Annotated in this window: 17 protein-coding genes and 1 tRNA gene; 5 read left to right on the top strand and 13 right to left on the bottom strand. The window is 57.0% G+C overall.

Translation table 11 applies throughout. From position 1 onward, the window contains the following. Position 1: 1 nt before the first annotated feature. Positions 2 to 793, top strand: a complete 792-nt coding sequence (locus ACR0AH_RS18745) for an amino acid ABC transporter ATP-binding protein (protein WP_304621965.1) — start codon at positions 2 to 4, stop codon at positions 791 to 793. 47 nt (positions 794 to 840) lie between these two features. Here ACR0AH_RS18745 and ACR0AH_RS18740 read toward each other — a convergent pair whose 3' ends face one another. From ACR0AH_RS18740 to rpmH, 12 genes are all read right to left on the bottom strand, one after another. Then, positions 841 to 1,338, bottom strand: a complete 498-nt coding sequence (locus tag ACR0AH_RS18740) for a SixA phosphatase family protein (protein WP_480593225.1) — start codon at positions 1,336 to 1,338, stop codon at positions 841 to 843. After that, positions 1,335 to 2,048 (bottom strand): ferredoxin, encoded by a 714-nt coding sequence (locus ACR0AH_RS18735; RefSeq protein WP_480593223.1) that lies wholly within the window; start codon positions 2,046 to 2,048, stop codon positions 1,335 to 1,337. Before ACR0AH_RS18735 ends, ACR0AH_RS18740 begins: the two co-directional genes overlap by 4 nt. Beyond that, a complete protein-coding gene (locus ACR0AH_RS18730; protein WP_480593221.1) occupies positions 1,988 to 2,779 on the bottom strand; it encodes a sterol desaturase family protein in 792 nt (263 codons plus the stop codon). Before ACR0AH_RS18730 ends, ACR0AH_RS18735 begins: the two co-directional genes overlap by 61 nt. Positions 2,780 to 2,836: 57 nt before the next feature. Beyond that, a complete protein-coding gene (gene argB, locus ACR0AH_RS18725; RefSeq protein WP_170508738.1) occupies positions 2,837 to 3,700 on the bottom strand; it encodes an acetylglutamate kinase in 864 nt (287 codons plus the stop codon). A gap of 147 nt (positions 3,701 to 3,847) precedes the next feature. Next, complete coding sequence (gene yihA, locus ACR0AH_RS18720) at positions 3,848 to 4,501, bottom strand: ribosome biogenesis GTP-binding protein YihA/YsxC (RefSeq protein ID WP_170392875.1); 654 nt, start codon at positions 4,499 to 4,501, stop codon at positions 3,848 to 3,850. Further along, complete coding sequence (locus ACR0AH_RS18715) at positions 4,498 to 5,235, bottom strand: MOSC domain-containing protein (RefSeq protein WP_170733981.1); 738 nt, start codon at positions 5,233 to 5,235, stop codon at positions 4,498 to 4,500. Before ACR0AH_RS18715 ends, yihA begins: the two co-directional genes overlap by 4 nt. Further along, positions 5,232 to 7,055 (bottom strand): membrane protein insertase YidC, encoded by a 1,824-nt coding sequence (gene yidC / locus ACR0AH_RS18710; protein WP_170737482.1) that lies wholly within the window; start codon positions 7,053 to 7,055, stop codon positions 5,232 to 5,234. The genes ACR0AH_RS18715 and yidC overlap by 4 nt, the downstream gene beginning before the upstream one ends. A gap of 126 nt (positions 7,056 to 7,181) precedes the next feature. Then, positions 7,182 to 8,723 carry a putative bifunctional diguanylate cyclase/phosphodiesterase gene (locus tag ACR0AH_RS18705; protein WP_480593219.1) on the bottom strand — a complete coding sequence of 514 codons (1,542 nt, stop codon included), beginning with the start codon at positions 8,721 to 8,723 and terminating at the stop codon, positions 7,182 to 7,184. A 70-nt stretch (positions 8,724 to 8,793) separates the two neighbouring features. Beyond that, positions 8,794 to 9,678 carry a tRNA 2-thiocytidine(32) synthetase TtcA gene (gene ttcA / locus ACR0AH_RS18700; RefSeq protein WP_170508729.1) on the bottom strand — a complete coding sequence of 295 codons (885 nt, stop codon included), beginning with the start codon at positions 9,676 to 9,678 and terminating at the stop codon, positions 8,794 to 8,796. A gap of 38 nt (positions 9,679 to 9,716) precedes the next feature. After that, positions 9,717 to 9,950 (bottom strand): membrane protein insertion efficiency factor YidD, encoded by a 234-nt coding sequence (yidD, locus tag ACR0AH_RS18695; RefSeq protein ID WP_170567405.1) that lies wholly within the window; start codon positions 9,948 to 9,950, stop codon positions 9,717 to 9,719. Then, the gene (gene rnpA, locus ACR0AH_RS18690) at positions 9,947 to 10,372 is read right to left on the bottom strand and encodes a ribonuclease P protein component (protein WP_170392869.1); all 426 of its coding nucleotides are present in this window, start codon (positions 10,370 to 10,372) and stop codon (positions 9,947 to 9,949) included. The genes yidD and rnpA overlap by 4 nt, the downstream gene beginning before the upstream one ends. Before the next feature lie 26 nt (positions 10,373 to 10,398). After that, complete coding sequence (rpmH, locus tag ACR0AH_RS18685; RefSeq protein ID WP_005980833.1) at positions 10,399 to 10,533, bottom strand: 50S ribosomal protein L34; 135 nt, start codon at positions 10,531 to 10,533, stop codon at positions 10,399 to 10,401. 268 nt (positions 10,534 to 10,801) lie between these two features. Between rpmH and ACR0AH_RS18680 the strand changes: the two genes are divergently transcribed. From ACR0AH_RS18680 to ACR0AH_RS18665, 4 genes are all read left to right on the top strand, one after another. Continuing rightward, positions 10,802 to 11,560, top strand: coding sequence for a TVP38/TMEM64 family protein (locus tag ACR0AH_RS18680; protein WP_480459796.1), 759 nt, complete (start codon positions 10,802 to 10,804; stop codon positions 11,558 to 11,560). 3 nt (positions 11,561 to 11,563) lie between these two features. Then, a complete protein-coding gene (locus tag ACR0AH_RS18675; RefSeq protein WP_480593217.1) occupies positions 11,564 to 12,982 on the top strand; it encodes a dihydrolipoyl dehydrogenase family protein in 1,419 nt (472 codons plus the stop codon). Between the two features lie 18 nt (positions 12,983 to 13,000). Further along, a complete protein-coding gene (locus tag ACR0AH_RS18670; RefSeq protein WP_480439421.1) occupies positions 13,001 to 14,383 on the top strand; it encodes a sensor histidine kinase in 1,383 nt (460 codons plus the stop codon). Positions 14,384 to 14,447: 64 nt separating this feature from the next. Further along, positions 14,448 to 14,524, top strand: a tRNA-Arg gene (locus tag ACR0AH_RS18665). Positions 14,525 to 15,109: 585 nt separating this feature from the next. On the opposite strand, the gene ACR0AH_RS18660 is transcribed toward ACR0AH_RS18665, so the two are convergent. Then, on the bottom strand, positions 15,110 to 16,339 hold the full coding sequence (locus tag ACR0AH_RS18660; RefSeq protein WP_170624488.1) for an L-rhamnose isomerase: 1,230 nt from the start codon (positions 16,337 to 16,339) through the stop codon (positions 15,110 to 15,112). Between the last annotated feature and the right edge of the window lie 3 nt (positions 16,340 to 16,342).

Below are 16,342 nucleotides of genomic sequence, written 5' to 3'. Positions count from 1 at the left end.
CATGTCTGAACTTGCAATTGAACGCGAAATCGACCGCTCCAAAATGCAGGTGAGCGACGAAATCGCCATCGAAATCACCAATATGAACAAGTGGTACGGGGCCTTCCACGTGCTGCGCGATATCAATCTGACCGTCAATCAGGGCGAGCGGATCGTGATCGCGGGGCCGTCGGGGTCGGGCAAGTCCACCCTGATCCGCTGCCTGAACGCGCTGGAGGAACACCAGCAGGGCACGATCATTGTGGATGGGACCGAGCTGTCGAATGACCTGAAAAACATCGACAAGATCCGGTCCGAGGTTGGCATGGTGTTCCAGCACTTCAACCTGTTCCCGCACCTGACCATTCTGGAAAACTGCACGCTGGCCCCGATCTGGGTGCGCAAGACGCCCAAGAAAGAGGCCGAAGAGCGCGCGATGCATTTCCTGGAAAAGGTGAAGATCCCTGAGCAGGCCGACAAGTATCCCGGACAGCTATCGGGTGGCCAGCAGCAGCGTGTGGCGATAGCCCGCTCGCTGTGCATGATGCCGCGGATCATGTTGTTCGATGAGCCAACCTCGGCGCTGGACCCTGAGATGATCAAAGAGGTGCTCGACACCATGATCGAGCTGGCCGAGGAAGGCATGACCATGCTGTGTGTGACCCACGAGATGGGCTTTGCCCGCCAGGTCGCCAACCGCGTGATCTTTATGGATGCCGGTCAGATTGTGGAGCAGAACGAACCGGAAGAGTTCTTCAACAACCCGCAGAGCGAACGGACCAAGTTGTTCCTCAGCCAGATTCTGGGACACTAAATTCGGATCAGAAAACCAAGAAGGCGGGGTGTCGACCTCGCCTTTTTCTATTCCAGCAGCTCGCGTGGGATCGTGAAGCCCAGAACCTCACCCTGATGCCATTCGAGCGCATTCCAGTCGGGGATATCGAACCGGATTACAGTCGTTGCACAAGTCGGATAGTCGTAGAATCTCGAATGATCGGGCTGGTTGCGTACCAGCCGATTTGCAAATGCAGCGATGCCGGGATTATGCCCCAGCATGAGTACGGTATTGCCGGTGGCTGTGGCCAATTCGGCGAACATCTCATCGGAGCCTGTCAGATACAAGGCGGGGGTAAAGCGGATTTCCGGGGTGCTCAGCCCCAGCCTGTCCCACGTTTCCCGGGTGCGCTTGGCGCTTGAGCAGATAACGTCATCCGGCAGCCAGCCATTGCTTTGCAGCCACGCCCCAATCGCGGGGGCCGATTTGCGTCCTCGATTGTTCAACGGGCGGTCGTGATCTTCGGCAAAGGGATCGCCCCAACTGGACTTGGCATGGCGCATTAGGATCAGTGTGCGGGTCATGATCGGTGAAATGCTTTCATGTGATGCGCAGATTGCTCTGGCTGGCGCTCTGCGCCGGCGCTGAGAGGGCAGGCGAGCCGGGCAAGGCAGCCTTTATTCATGCAGCTGTGTCCCGTCTTGGTATCGAGATGATCATGACAGGCTGCCACGTCATAGAAGCTGTGGGTGTTCAATGCCCCAACCGGACAGGTTGTTGCACAAGGCGCGGGGCATTCTGTGCAAGGTGACGATTGAGACACGGATGGAATTGAAAGCTCATCCGCAAAATGCAACGCACCACGGAATGATATCATCATCCCTACCGTATCGTGCACCAGAGCCCCGACCGGACTGCTGAAGGTGCGACCGGACTTAAGTGCCCAGTCAATGAAGGGTGCGTATGGTGGGCCGCCGAACGGATAGTAGGCGGTGCCCCTCATGTCCTGCGCAAGCTGGCCGATCACCCGTCTGGACCAGCGATCAACCGGGTCGGGTTGGCCATCCTGCCACTCAGCCGAGGCCTTCAGAGCAGGCCAGAATGCCCCCGCAGCCCCCAGAAGGATCAGGGTTCCGTCATTAAGTTGCTTTGCTTCACTGGGCCTTGGATGAAGTGCACCCATAACTATCAGCCCAACCTGAGCGGCTGCTCGTTCGACATTGGCGTAGGTCGTCAACGGCGGAAGGGCAGAGCCAGGCTCCAGCCCAGTTTTGTTGGTCGATCGTCCTGCCATTCCAATCCCACGCTCATTTGTTCGTGCCCGTCCCGAGGTTGTGCGATGTAAGTCCCCAGCATTCGGTCCCAGATAGACAGTGCAAAGCCATAATTGCTGTCATGCTCTGTTCGGAATACCGAATGATGTACGCGATGCATATCGGGTGTCACAAGAATCCTACGTACCACAGCGTCAAGGGCAAGGGGGAGCTTCAAGTTTGAATGATTGAACAACGCTGTGCCATTGAGAAGGATCTCGAACAGGATCACAGCCAGGGCGCTGGCGCCGAGCAGATAGATTAGCCCGATTTTCAGGATCATGGACAACGCGATTTCAACAGTGTGAAAGCGGACTGCAGTAGTGACGTCCATGTCTCGGTCGGCGTGATGCACACGATGTAGCCGCCAAAGGATTGGCACCTTGTGGGTAATCAGATGCTGTAGCCAGATTGCAAAGTCCAGAATCAGCACACACAGAATAAGCTCAACCCACCCTGGCCAGGCGAGCCAATTAAAAACGCCCAATCCATTTTTCCCGGCATCAATGGCAGCGCCAACTGCCAATAAGGGCAACCCAATCGCCATAGTCCTGAGCATCAGTGTGTTCAAAACAGTGATTGATAGATTGGTTAGCCACCGATTTTTTCGCGGACAGGTTCGTAAGCGTTTTGGCGCAATTGTCTCTGCCGCCGCAAACAAAACAAACAGGATCAAAAACACGCTTAGGCGAAATAGGGGCTCGTTCTCCATACATTCACAATCGGGCATGTTAATGCCCGGTGCAAGATGTTGAAGATCACTATGGCGTTAATCAGGACGGATCAAGGATCCAGCACCGTGTTCCGTAAACAGTTCGAGCAACACCGCATTTGGCGCGCGCCCGTCCAGAATAACGACCGCCCGAACGCCATTATGCAGCGCGTCCAGCGCAGTTTCGGTTTTTGGAATCATCCCACCCGCAATAGTGCCTTCACGCGTCATCTCACGAATTTGGCCAGCCTTGAGCTCGGTCACGACATCGCCTGCTGCGTTCTTGACGCCCGCTACATCGGTCAGCAGCAGCAGGCGGTCTGCCTTAAGAGCTGAGGCGATCGCCCCGGCTGCAGTGTCGCCATTCACATTGAAGGTTTCGCCATTCCGACCTGCGCCCAGCGGCGCGATCACAGGGATAACATCATGCGCAAACAGGTCATGCAGGACTTTGGGGTTCATCTCGGACGGTGTGCCGACAAACCCGAGCGAGGCGTCGGTCTGTTCGCACATCATCAAATGGGCATCCTTGCCCGACAGACCCACAGCCATGCCACCCTGCGCATTGATCGCCTGCACGATCCGCTTGTTCACAAGGCCCGACAGGACCATTTCGACCACTTCGACTGTGGCTTTGTCCGTCACGCGTTTACCACCCACAAACTCGGACTGGATGTCCAGTTTGTCGAGCATCGCATTGATCATTGGGCCACCGCCGTGCACGACGACCGGGTTTACGCCAACCTGACGCATAAGCACCACATCGCGCGCAAAGCTTTCCATGGCTTCGTCGCTGCCCATGGCGTGGCCACCTAGCTTGATGACGACAATCGCACCGTCGTATCGCTGCAGATAGGGCAGGGCGCTGTTCAATGTGGCGGCGGTGGCGATCCAATCCCGGTTCATATCTCGTGTCTTCATGGCTGATTGTCCCTCTGGGACCCTGTGTTAGGGCGTTTGGAGGATGGTGCCAAGACCGGATCGCGGAAACAGCCAATCTGAACGGGCCGTACCCGATGGGCGCGACCCGGCTTCCTTAGCTCATGACTTGTATATTGCTGAACAGCGTCACTCCAGATGCGCAATGATCGAACGCAGGGTCGGAATGCCGTCGCCCTTCTCGGATGAGGTCAACACGATCTCCGGGAATGCCGCAGGATGTTTTGAAAGCGCGGCGCGTACCTGGTCCAGCACCTTTTCCCGGTCTTTTGCTTTGACCTTGTCGGCCTTTGTCAGAACGCATTGAAAGGTCACTGCGCTGGTATCCAGCAGCTTCATGATCTCGGCGTCCACAGGTTTCACCCCGTGGCGCGAGTCGATCAGGACGAAGGCACGGCGCAGGGTCTGACGTCCACTCAGATACTGTTTCAGCAGACGTTGCCATTTTTCCACGACCTTCACCGGCGCGTTCGCATAGCCGTACCCTGGCAGGTCGACCAAATAGAGTTCAGGCCCTTGCGTGAAAAAGTTGATCTCTTGTGTACGCCCCGGCGTGTTCGAGGCACGTGCTAACCCCTTGGTGCCCGTTAGCGCGTTGATCAAGCTGGATTTACCGACATTCGAACGCCCGGCGAAACATACCTCCAGCCGATCGGGGGCAGGCAGGCCATCCATGGCAACGACGCCTTTGACGAATTCGGATGGCCCGGCAAACAGCTTTCGACCGGTTTCCGTTGCGAATTCATCTGGAGTTTCAGCTAGTGGAAAGGGAAGTGTGGTCATAGAACCTGAACCTCGTCACCGGTGTGAATGGTGGCGCCTTCCAGAACTTCGGCATAAACGCCAAAATCCTGATGATCCCAGCTGCTCAGCGCACCCAGTGTGTCGGCATCCCGCTCACCCGTTTCAGGGTTGGCGGTTGTCGCCAAACACCGCGTGATGCGTTCGCGCACATGAAAAACGGCCTCGCCGATCCGGATGTCGCGGCCAATCCAGTCGAACTCATTCCACAGCGGCAGGCCATCGAACCAGATATTTCCGCGCCAGCGAGCGATAGAAAGATCCCTGCCTAGCTTCTGTTCGACCGCCCGATGCGACGACATGTTGCACAAACTGATCGAAGGAAAATCGCTGTCCGTCATGCCGCGATTAGCGGCGCGGACAATGCGGGCAGACGCAGCGCGATCTGCAGGCATCAGCGGTTTGACCCAGTCCAGAAAGGTATCCTGTTGCACGTCGGGCTCAAAGCTTAGATCGGGGCGATTGGGATGGCTCAGCGTGACCGAGTCGCCTTGCAGCTGCGCCGAGATTGCCATCAACTGAGGGGCCTTCGCGCCTCGGCTGAAATTGGCGCAGGGTGCCCATTCCGATCCATCCGCTTTCGACGCCTCATGTGCAACCGCCCAAACACGATCCCCGGGCATGGTATGCCCGGGGATCATGGTAATGCGATCAAGGCGTTCACGCCCGTGACTTTTGATCGGGTGCCGCCAAATGCTGGTGACCGAACCGCTCATTTGTCGTCCGTCTTTGGCGTTCGTTTGAAGCCTGATTTGATGTTGCCGAATACATCGGGCGTATAGCCCTGACTCCGCATGATCAGGTATTGCTGGGTAAATGTGATCGTGTTGTTCGCGATCCAGTAGACCACCAAACCGCTGGCAAATCCGCCCAGCATGAACATGAACACCCATGGCATCCAGGCAAAGATCATCGCCTGTGTTGCATCGGTCGGTGCCGGGTTCAGTTTCTGCTGCAGCCACATCGAGATACCCAGCAGCAGTGGCAGGATACCGATAAAGATCAGCGCCATGAAGCTTTCAGGCTGCGGTGCCGCCCAAGGCAGCCAGCCAAAGAAGTTGAAGATTGAGGTCGGATCCGGAGCGCTGAGGTCCTGGAACGGGCCAAACCATGGGGCTTGACGCAGTTCGATGGTGACAAAAATCACCTTGTACAGCGAGAAGAAGATGGGGATCTGCATCAGGATCGGCAAACAGCCTGCGGCCGGGTTAACCTTTTCCTTCTTGTACAGCTCCATCATGCCTTGCTGCATCTTCTGGCGGTCATCCCCTGCGGCCTCTTTCAAGGCCTCCATCTGGGGCTGCAGTTCCTTCATCTTGGCCATCGAAACGTAGGATTTGAACGCCAGCGGGAACAGGATCGCCTTGATGATCAGGGTCAGGCCGATGATCGACCAGCCCATGTTGCCGATCAGCAGATTGATGTTGTGCAGCAGCCAGAAGATCGGCTTGGTCAGGAAGAAGAACCAGCCCCAGTCGATGCTGTCGATGAATTTCTGTACGCCTTCTGCCTGGTATTCCCGAATGGCTTCCCATTCCTTGGCACCAGCGAACAGGCGTGTGGTCACTTCAGCAGTCTCACCCGGCGCTACGGTCAGCGTCGGCAGCACCGTTTCGGTTTGATAGATTTTGCGGCGCGAGTCATATTTTGCGGCTGCTTTGAAGGTCGAGCCCGGCTCTGGGATCAGCGTGGTCATCCAGTAGTGATCCGTGAAGCCGATCCAGCCGTCTTCCTTGACCTGATAGACCTCGGCCTGCGCCCGTTCGTTCGGGTCGATGTCAAAATCGCGGACATCACCATAGTCAACTTCTGACAGCGTGCCGTCCGCCATGCCGATCACACCCTCATGCAGGATGAAGAAGTTTTTCAGGCCCGGAAGGTCGCCATCTTCACCAATACCGTGGCGTGCAAGAATGCCATAGGGGGCCATGCCCACCTCGGATTGGGTCGCGTTTTCAACCGATTGGGTAACTGTGAACATGTAGTCCTGGTCGACCGCGATGGTGCGGCGGAAAGTCAGGCCATTGCCATTGTCCCAGGCCAGCGTGATGGGGTTGTCTACGCCAAGCGTCTCACCCTCTTCCAATGTCCAGAGCGTGTTGGGGCCCGGGACATCCGCACCTGCAACCCCTGTACCCGGTGCCCAGCCGTAAAGGGCATAATAAGCCGATTCCGAACCAACCGGAGACAGCAGCTCAACAATAGGCGCGCCTTCTTCGATCGAGACTTTGTAATCTTTCAGAAACAGCTCATCGATCCGCCCGCCGGACAGGGACAGGCTGCCTTTCAGACGGGGGGTGTCGATGTTGACGCGAGGGGCCTGTTCCTCTGGCAGTGTTTCCTCGGCGGTCGCTGTGGCTTCACCCACGGTGCTGGTCGCGCTGGGTGTTTGCACCTCGTCGCCTTCCAGAGCTGCAATTTCTGCAGCGTCCTGCGTCGTGGTTGATTCCGGCGGTGGGAACAGCACGAACCAGACAAGGATCACCAGAAAGCTGAGCGCGGTTGCAAGGATGAGATTTTTGTTCTGATCGTCCATCGGGGACAGCCACCTTGAGCAGTGAAACACACCCGGTGGGTTCAACAGAGTGCAGCCCCAAAGGTCAAGCGGAATCGCCCATCAAATCGCTCCGGCGCTGGATTTGGCGCACCGTAATTGCAGATTTCATCCCATTTTGCGACCGATCTTGGATGCACCCCTGATCTTGGCACGATGCGCCGCGATCCAATCCAGGGTCTGCTCAAATGGCATTGGCTTTGCAATTCCGAACCCCTGAACGTGGTTACTGCCCAATTGCGCCATCAACGCGTGTTCGCCGGGCGTTTCCACACCTTCAGCGAGCGTTTCGAGATTCAGGCGTTCAGCCATGGTCAGAATGGCGCTGACCAGTTGCTGCTGGCTGGGATCCTGATCCGATTTGGTGACAAACGTCCGATCAATCTTGATCCTCGAGACGTCAAACCGCTTAATAGAGGCGATTGAAGCATGTCCGGTGCCAAAGTCATCCAGGTCGATACAACATCCAAGCGCAGCCATGCCGGTTACATTCCGGGTGATCACGTCATCCGGCCTGCGAGAGAACACGGTTTCCAGAATCTCAACCGCCAGCCGATCCGGTGTCAAATCAAACTGATCCAACTCCCATTTCAGGCGGTCGATCAAGCCGGGATTGCGCAACTCATCGGATGAGAAATTGATACCGATCCGGGGCACAACGCATGCTGCACGATCCCAAGCTTGCATCGCTTCAAAAACATGGTGACGCATGATTTGACCTAGCCGCTCCATCAGTTCGGCTTGCTCCGCGAAGGGCAGGAATACCTGCGGGCCGAGAACACCTTTTATTGGATGCTCCCACCTTGCCAAAGCCTCGAACCCTGTGATGTTCCCATTATCCGTTGAAACCTGAGGCTGAAACCAGGGCCGAATCTCTCCATTGTCCAATGCCGCCTCGAACTCTTTTCTCAAATTGGCTCGGACCAGGGATCGCCGACGGGTCGCGGTTGAATAGGCGCGTATGGTGGAGGGACCGCTTCTTTGCGCCTCGGACAGTGCAGCGGTGGCGGCGCCAATCCACTCATCAGCCTCGGCCTGTCGCAGGTCTGAATGCAGGCAGAACCCGATTGAGCAGGATTGGTAAACTCCTGTGCCATTCAACAAAAGTGGCTCTTCGACTGCGCTTTGGATGCGGCCAGACATTTGAATGCAGGCTTCCAGATCAAGATGTGGGGAGGGATGCAGGCCAATGAGAAACCGGTTCTGATCGATCTGCGAAAAGATGTCCTGATTTCGGATGATCGACAGGATGCGATCACTGAATTGCTGCTTTACATGAGTGGCGGCAGCCTGACCGTGCAGATCCTGAAGGTCGGCATAGCCGTCCAAAGCAATTGCGATACAGGCGGCATTCTCACCTGATTTGCTGACCGATTCACTCAACGCCTCCAACTCTGATTGGAATACGTCATATGGAACCAGGCCGCTGGGGCGCATACCTGAATTGTGGGCTGTATAAGAACGGCTTCCCCAATTTCCGATGACGGCAAAAGCAAGAGGCAACCCCAACGCTGTGGTAACAAGCGCCCGTTCACCGCCCAACCAGAAGGCGGCTAAACACGCCGCAGGAATAAAGGCCAGAACCTGCGGTCCGGTGAGAAGTATCCGCAGTGTTTCGGAACAACGGTCGACAAAGAGGAATTTCCGCATAGATTTTACGGCCTTCAGCTTGGGCTAGGATCGCGCAAGCCAACCGTAGGAAATCAATCTGAGTCAGGCGTTAACGTAACTGGGGAATTTCGTCTGAATTTTCGTCTTTTTGAATCGGATCGATCGAAAGGTTTGCAAAATCAAACAGTTTCGGGTCCAGAAGATGCGAAGGCCGGGCATTGGTCAATGCCCGAAACATCACTTGCCGCCGACCGGGGCTGTTCTTTTCCCATTGATCGAGGATTTGCTTGACCTGTTGGCGCTGCAGCCCGTCCTGACTGCCGCACAGATCGCAGGGTATGATGGGATAGTTCATCGCCTTGGCGAATTTCTCGCAATCCGCCTCGGCCACATGGGCCAGCGGGCGATAGACGAACAGATCACCTTCTTCATTCACCAGTTTTGGTGGCATGGTTGCAAGACGACCGCCATGGAACAGGTTCATGAAAAAGGTTTCAAGGATGTCATCGCGGTGATGGCCAAGCACAACTGCGGAACAGCCTTCCTCGCGCGCGATACGATAGAGGTTGCCCCGACGCAGGCGTGAACACAGCGCACAATAGGTGCGGCCCTGCGGAACTTTGTCCATCACAACGGAATAGGTGTCCTGATACTCAATCCGATGTGGCACCCCCATACGGTCTAGGAATTCTGGCAGGACTGTTGCCGGGAACCCCGGTTGCCCCTGATCCAGATTGCAGGCCAGAAGATCCACGGGCAGCAGACCGCGCCATTTCAGTTCGTAGAGCACCGCCAGAAGGGTATAGCTGTCCTTACCGCCGGATAGGCAGACCAACCAGCGGGGTGTTTTACCTTCGGCGGTGCGGTCCACCATGCCGTACTGCTCAATGGCCTCGCGCGTCTGGCGCACGATGCGCTTGCGCAGCTTCTTGAACTCGGTGGTTGAAGGCGCACCGGCAAAAAGCGGATGGATATCGTCGGCTTCATCAAACATGGGCGGGGCCTATCGCAGTTGGGTGAACCGGGCAAGGGTCAGGATCGTTCGTCGTCGGGCACAGGGTCATAGCCATCGCCACCCCACGGATGGCAGCGCCCGATCCGGCGCGCCGCCAGCCATGCGCCCTTGATGGCGCCGTGTTTATCAAGCGCTTCCAGTGCATAGGCGGAACAAGTCGGCTGATAGCGGCAGTTAAATCCAACCCAGGGGCTGAAGATCAACCGGTAGGCCCGGACGGGCAGGGCGAGGAGATGGGCAAAGAGGGTCATTTGCCACCCCCGTGTATTTTGCGCAGCGCATAGCGCAAATCGTCTTTCAGCGCATCAAAGGGCCGTGCAGCGGTAACCTCGGCGCGGCCGATCAACACGTAGTCCCAGCCCGCATGCCCATGAATAGGTAATACGGCCCGCGCGGCTTCACGCAGGCGGCGTTTGGCGCGGTTGCGGGCGACGGCATTGCCGACCTTCTTTGAGCAGGTGAACCCGATGCGAATGCCCGCAGCCTCATCAGCGCCACGTTTACGCGCCTGCACCATCATCGATGCAGTGCCTTGCCGTTTGGCCCGCGCGGCTTTCAGAAAGTCCGAGCGATTCTGCAGTACGGTCAATGATTCAGATGCGCAAACGGACGCCGCCGGGGGCATCACCCTCGGCTGGTTGTTACCATCCTCAGGGGCCTCCGGCGGCGTCATGTTCATAACCTGAAAGGTCGAGCGGTTTATGCGCTCAGCGACTTACGGCCGCGTGCGCGACGTGCGTTCAGGATTTTGCGGCCGGCTTTGGTGGCCATGCGCGCGCGGAAACCGTGGCGGCGTTTGCGAACCAGGTTCGAAGGCTGATAGGTGCGTTTCATCGCTCCGTCTCCAATCTATAGCGGTGGGTGCGGCGCGGATTCGCCTAGCCCTAGTGTTCGAAGCCCGTCCTCTACTGGGTAGCGGGGGGTAAGTCAAACCCCTAGGTGGGGGTTTTGGTGCGTTTTGCAACAAATCTGTAATCTGCCCGGGCAAAAGATTTCAAAAACCGGGTTCAGAGCGCGTATCCCTCACATTAAGTGCCATAAACATCAAGGCCCCGTGAGGCCTCTGTTGCAGCGCGCGCGGGCGGCGCATGTTGTGGGCAAGATGAATGAACAAGAACCTGCTACCCAGATGAACGAAACCACCAAGATCCCGCGCAACGGGCTGGCACGTCATATCCCTTTGGCGGTGATTCTCGCCGTTGCCGCCGTGGGGTTCTTTGCGCTGGGCGACTATCTGACCTTTGAAACCCTGCGCGACAATCGCGAGGCTTTGCTGGCCTGGCGCGATTCAAACTACTGGGCGATGGCTGCGGCTTTCGTGGGGATTTACATCATTATTGTTGCCTTCTCGCTGCCTGGCGCTGCGGTTGCTTCGATGACCGGTGGGTTCCTGTTCGGGTTGCTTGCAGGAACGGTTTTTAATGTTTTTGCCGCAACCATAGGCGCTTCGACGATCTTTCTAGCCGCACGCTGGGGTTTGGGTGAATCTCTGACCGCCAAGCTTGAAGCCTCGGAAGGGACGGTCAAGAAACTGAAGGACGGGCTACGTGAGAATGAAATCTCGGTTTTGTTCCTGCTGCGTCTTGTACCTGTGGTGCCCTTCTTCGTTGCCAATCTGGTGCCCGCATTGGTTGGGGTAAAGTTCCGAAACTTCCTGATTACGACGGCGCTGGGCATCATCCCTGGTGGGATTGTCTATACCTGGATCGGTGTTGGGCTGGGTGGTGTCTTTGATCGCGGCGAAACCCCGGATGTCTCGCTGTTATGGGAACCCTTCGTGATCGGGCCAATTATTGGCTTGTGCGCGCTGGCAGCGCTGCCGATTGTCATCAAATCCCTCCGTGGTCGAAAGGGCTCCTGATCCATGCAAGAGTTGAAAACCGATATCCTGGTGATCGGGGCCGGGTCAGGCGGGTTGTCTGTAGCCGCCGGGGCCAGCCAGATGGGTGCGGATGTCATCCTGCTGGAAGGCCACAAGATGGGTGGGGATTGCCTGAACTTCGGCTGTGTCCCATCCAAAGCTCTGATCGCCAGCGGCAAGGCTGCACATGCTCAGGCCCACGCGTCGGCTTTTGGTGTCGCGGATGTGACGCCACGGGTGGATTATGCAGCCGCCAAAGAACACGTGCAAAACGTCATCGCTCAAATCGAACCCATGGACAGTCAGGAGCGTTTTGAGGGCTTTGGCGTCAAGGTAATCCGGGAGTACGGTCGTTTCATCTCACCCACGCAGGTACAGGCCGGAGATCATCTGATCACCGCCCGACGCGTCGTGGTGGCCACCGGTTCATCGCCCTTGGTACCGCCACTGCCCGGGTTGGATCAGGTGCCGTATTACACCAACGAGACAATATTCGACCTGCGCGACAAGCCCGAACACCTTTTGATCATCGGCGGAGGTCCTATCGGCATGGAAATGGCGCAGGCGCATATCCGGCTGGGCTGCAAAGTGACCGTGATCGAGGGCCTTAGTGCGCTGGGCAAAGACGACCCTGAAGCTGCAGCCGTCGTGCAGTACAGCCTTCGGACTGAAGGTGTCGAAATCCATGAAAACGCCATGGTGTCCCAGATCCGAGAAAATGCAGGCACCATTGAGGTGGTCACTGAGAATGATGAGGTCTACGCGGGCTCTCATCTGTTGCTGGCCGTCGGACGCAAGGCCAATATCGACCGTCTGAACCTCGACGCTGCCGGGATCGACAGCACGCGGGCAGGCATCAAGGTGGACGACTCTTTACGCACGAGCAATCGCAAGGTCTATGCCATTGGTGATGTTGCAGGTGGGCTGCAATTTACCCATGTCGCCGGATATCATGCGGGGATCATAATCCGCTCTGCCTTATTTGGGCTTCCGTCGAAAGCGAAGACCGCTCATATCCCATGGGCCACCTATACAGATCCCGAACTGGCACAGGTCGGCCTGACCGAGGCACAAGTCCGTGAACAGCATGGCGACGCGGTGGAGGTTGCCCGGTTCGACTATCACCACAATGACCGCGCAGTTTCCGAGCGCAAGACCAAGGGGTTCATCAAGGTGATGGTCGTAAAGGGCCGACCAGTGGGCGCGACAATCGTCGGATATCAGGCCGGAGAATTGATCAACTTGTGGTCGCTGGCGCTGGCCAATAATCTCAAGATGGGTCAGATCGCAGCGATGGTTTCGCCTTACCCAACGGTCGGAGAGCTTAACAAACGTGTGGCAGGGGCCTATTTCTCTCCAAGGCTGTTTGAGAATCAAATGGTTAAAAGAGTGGTCAGGTTCGTCCAGCGCTGGATTCCCTGACCCAAGGAGGAGCGCAAAGTGAACTCGCTGTCGGGCCGATTTCTGATCCTGACGACGGTCTTCGTCATGTTGGCCGAAGTACTGATCTTTGTGCCCTCGATCGCGCGCTTCCGAGAAGATTTTCTGCTGAACCGGCTGGAACGCGCCCAGATCGCCTCGCTTGCTTTGTTGGCCGACGATATGCTGGCTGATGAGCTTGAAGCGGAATTGCTGTCAAATGCGGGGGTCTATAACGTCGTATTGCGCCGCGACGAGGTGCGTCAGCTCATGCTGTCTTCACCGATCCCGACCCAGATCACCAAAACCTTTGATTTGCGTAATGCCAGCGCTTGGGTGCTGATCCGTGATGCGGTCTCGAGGCTGTTTACCCCCGAAAACGAGGTCATTCGTGTGATTGGCGCGCCGGTCAAAGACGCAGGATTGTTGATCGAGGTGACAATGGACAGTGAGCCCTTGCGCATGGCCATGACGGATTATGGGCTCCGCATCCTTGGGCTGTCCTTTGTGATCTCAATCATAACGGCCTCGTTCCTGTTTCTGGCTGTGCGCGTGGTACTGGTGCGTCCGATCAAAAGCGTTGTTGGCTACATGCAGCGCTATGCCAGCGCACCTGAGGATGCGCGCGGCATCATCTCCCCCAATTCAAAGGTGACCGAACTGCGCGAGGCCGAAGAGGCCCTGCAGATGCTTCAAACCGATCTGACCCAGGCCCTGAAACAACGTGAACGTCTGGCCCAGTTGGGCGGGGCGGTGGCCAAGGTCAGCCACGATCTGCGCAACATTCTGACGTCTGCTCAGCTGTTTACCGATCGAATTGAAGCAAGCAATGACCCCCTGGTGGCGCGAATGGCACCCAAACTTGTCAATTCGATCACGCGGGCGGTTTCTTTGTGCGAAAGCACCTTGGCGTTCGGACGCGCCGAAGAACCAGCCCCAACCCTGACCATGGTGCGCTTGCGGGACGTTACCGCAGATGTTGTCGCCAGCGAACAACTCGCCATTGCCGATGCCTGCGTTGAGATTGTGAACGACGTACCCGAAGATCTTGTTATCCGTGCCGACCCGGAACAGATTTTCAGGGTTGTCATGAATCTTGTGCGCAATGCCCGGCAAGCACTTCTGGTCTCGGGTAAGGCGGGGCGCGTAACGGTGTCTGCATCTGAGCTTGAAACCGACTGGTGCATCGAAATCAGCGATACGGGTCCAGGCCTGCCCCCTAAGGCCCGAGAGAATCTGTTTACACCATTTCAGGGTGGTGTTCGCAAAGGCGGCTCGGGACTTGGGCTTGCGATTTCGCAAGAATTGGTGCGGGGTCACGGCGGAGACCTGTTTCTGAAAGACACAGGGCCTGATGGAACCACCTTTGAAATAAGGCTTCCACGCGGCGATATGACTTTTTGAAGTTTTTTTGAAGAATCGACTTGCGCGCCCTCGGCCTCAGGTCTAAACACCGCCTCACCAACGCGGACCGATAGCTCAGCTGGATAGAGTACTTGACTACGAATCAAGGGGTCGGGGGTTCGAATCCTCCTCGGTCCGCCACTTAAACCCTTGTCAGGCGACAAATAGTTCTGCCACCAGCGACAGAACCTTTCCATTTTCGCCTCACATCCTTCCATCCAGCACCTAGACCGGTTTCAATGATCCTGACTTCTCCATTGGGAAAATCAGGGCCGATTTGCAGATCAGTCGCCGAAGGCGCCTGTTCCTGCTGATCTGCCACGTGGCGAACGCGGATGGGGGCGAGGCAATGCTATTCGACAATAGTGGTGCGGCTCGCAGGCGTAGCCGAGGACACGGTGTTGTCTAATAGGGTTGCCCGAGGGGGAAGGCAGCGCCTTGCCCCTGATGGCCAGGGGCGTTTGGCTTGTCCAAATCCCGCTGCCCCAAAACAGGTGCAGCGGAGCAGGCTGCGCGAGTACTGTTTGCGCAAGAACGCGTTGTTATTCTAATGAAACGGGCGGAAAGCAGGCATTCGCTGCGCTTTGCGCCAATGACCGCATTGCGGACTAATGCGGCCGCTCAATGGTCACCGGCGCGACGACCGCTTTCTTTCGAATGCAATCTTGGCGTTCTTTCCAACATAGATTGTCCAGACGGAGACTTTCCACAAAATTGGGCCGTGCCTCAGCGACCCGCTACAGTGGCCTGATAAGCGTCAAGCTCAGTGATCAGCTCAGTACCTATAGGCGCGTCGTTTCTGGCGCAAAATTCAGACCACACCGCTCCGTAGGGTAGGTCCTTCAGTTCCTCTGTCACAACAAATCGGCTTGTGAAATCCAGCGCGTCCTCCGCTGCTCGCAAGCGATCCCAGGGCTTCAGAAGCGCCTGCAGAAGCGCCTTTTGCATGTTGCGCGTGCCGATAACCCAAGCGGCCGTGCGGCTGATCGTGGCGTCGAAGAAATCAAGCCCGATATGGGTCTTGCCCAACAGGTCGCCGCTGACCAGTTCATGTGCCATCGCCAGGATGTCATCGTTCAGCATGATCACATGGTCGCTGTCCCAACGCATAGGGCGCGACACGTGCAGCAAAAGCTCATCCAGAGACAGGGCCACGGCGCTCAGTTTGTCGGCGATATTCTCGGTCGGGTGGAAGTGCCCCATGTCGAGGCACAGCAGTGTCTTGTTGCGGATCGCATAGCCCATGTAGAACTCATGGCTGCCCACCGTGCAGGCCTCGACCCCGATGCCGAAAAGCTTGGATTCGACCGCATCCAGCATATCCGATTTCGCCTGGGCCAGCATGGTGTCGAGCGAGGCCTCAAGCCGGGCCCTTGCCGCCATACGGTCGATAGGAAGGTCCTTGAACCCATCCGGAACCCAAATGTTGTTGATGCAGGGTGAACCAAGCGCGGCTCCCATCTGCGCCGCGATGTCCCGCGTGCGTTTTCCATGTTCGATCCAAAAGTCCCTGATGCCCTTGTCGGGGTGTGCCAACGTCAGGTTGTCATCGGCCTTTTGATGGGCAAAGAAAGTCGGGTTGAAATCCAGCCCGATGCCGATGCCCTTGGCCCAGTCGACCCATGGCGCGAAATGGCGATACTCGATCTCATCACGGTCCGGGGTATCGTCTGTGTCCATGTACATCGCGTGCAGATTCAACCGATGTGACCCGGGGATATTTGCATAGGCAAACTCAAGATCCGCCCGCAGTTCGTCGGGGTTGCGGGCCCGGCCGGGATGGTTTCCGGTTGCCTGAATGCCCCCGCCCGAGGTGGCGGTCTGGTTTTCGAACCCCACCACGTCATCGCCTTGCCAACAGTGAACGGAAATCGGGATGCCCTTCAGAGCCTTGATTGCAGCATCAGTGTCGACGCCCCAGTCAGCGAATTGCGCTTTGGCGCTTTCATAGCTCATGGA

The sequence above is a fragment of the Ruegeria sp. AM5 genome (assembly GCF_056540645.1).
Note: the sequence above shows the minus strand (reverse complement) of the source record. Positions and strands in the feature narration are given on the sequence as shown.

Bases quoted from the DNA above. Each gene is read 5' to 3' on its own strand.
- ACR0AH_RS18735 (WP_480593223.1), bottom strand. From the start codon at position 2,048: ATGGCAGGACGATCGACCAACAAAACTGGGCTGGAGCCTGGCTCTGCC.
- ACR0AH_RS18680 (WP_480459796.1), top strand. From the start codon at position 10,802: ATGAATGAACAAGAACCTGCTACCCAGATGAACGAAACCACCAAGATC.
- yihA (WP_170392875.1), bottom strand. From the start codon at position 4,501: ATGACCACACTTCCCTTTCCACTAGCTGAAACTCCAGATGAATTCGCA.
- ACR0AH_RS18715 (WP_170733981.1), bottom strand. From the start codon at position 5,235: ATGAGCGGTTCGGTCACCAGCATTTGGCGGCACCCGATCAAAAGTCAC.
- yidD (WP_170567405.1), bottom strand. From the start codon at position 9,950: ATGACCCTCTTTGCCCATCTCCTCGCCCTGCCCGTCCGGGCCTACCGG.
- rnpA (WP_170392869.1), bottom strand. From the start codon at position 10,372: ATGACGCCGCCGGAGGCCCCTGAGGATGGTAACAACCAGCCGAGGGTG.
- rpmH (WP_005980833.1), bottom strand. From the start codon at position 10,533: ATGAAACGCACCTATCAGCCTTCGAACCTGGTTCGCAAACGCCGCCAC.
- ACR0AH_RS18730 (WP_480593221.1), bottom strand. From the start codon at position 2,779: ATGGAGAACGAGCCCCTATTTCGCCTAAGCGTGTTTTTGATCCTGTTT.
- ACR0AH_RS18660 (WP_170624488.1), bottom strand. From the start codon at position 16,339: ATGAGCTATGAAAGCGCCAAAGCGCAATTCGCTGACTGGGGCGTCGAC.
- yidC (WP_170737482.1), bottom strand. From the start codon at position 7,055: ATGGACGATCAGAACAAAAATCTCATCCTTGCAACCGCGCTCAGCTTT.
- ACR0AH_RS18675 (WP_480593217.1), top strand. From the start codon at position 11,564: ATGCAAGAGTTGAAAACCGATATCCTGGTGATCGGGGCCGGGTCAGGC.
- ttcA (WP_170508729.1), bottom strand. From the start codon at position 9,678: ATGTTTGATGAAGCCGACGATATCCATCCGCTTTTTGCCGGTGCGCCT.
- ACR0AH_RS18705 (WP_480593219.1), bottom strand. From the start codon at position 8,723: ATGCGGAAATTCCTCTTTGTCGACCGTTGTTCCGAAACACTGCGGATA.
- ACR0AH_RS18745 (WP_304621965.1), top strand. From the start codon at position 2: ATGTCTGAACTTGCAATTGAACGCGAAATCGACCGCTCCAAAATGCAG.
- ACR0AH_RS18740 (WP_480593225.1), bottom strand. From the start codon at position 1,338: ATGACCCGCACACTGATCCTAATGCGCCATGCCAAGTCCAGTTGGGGC.
- argB (WP_170508738.1), bottom strand. From the start codon at position 3,700: ATGAAGACACGAGATATGAACCGGGATTGGATCGCCACCGCCGCCACA.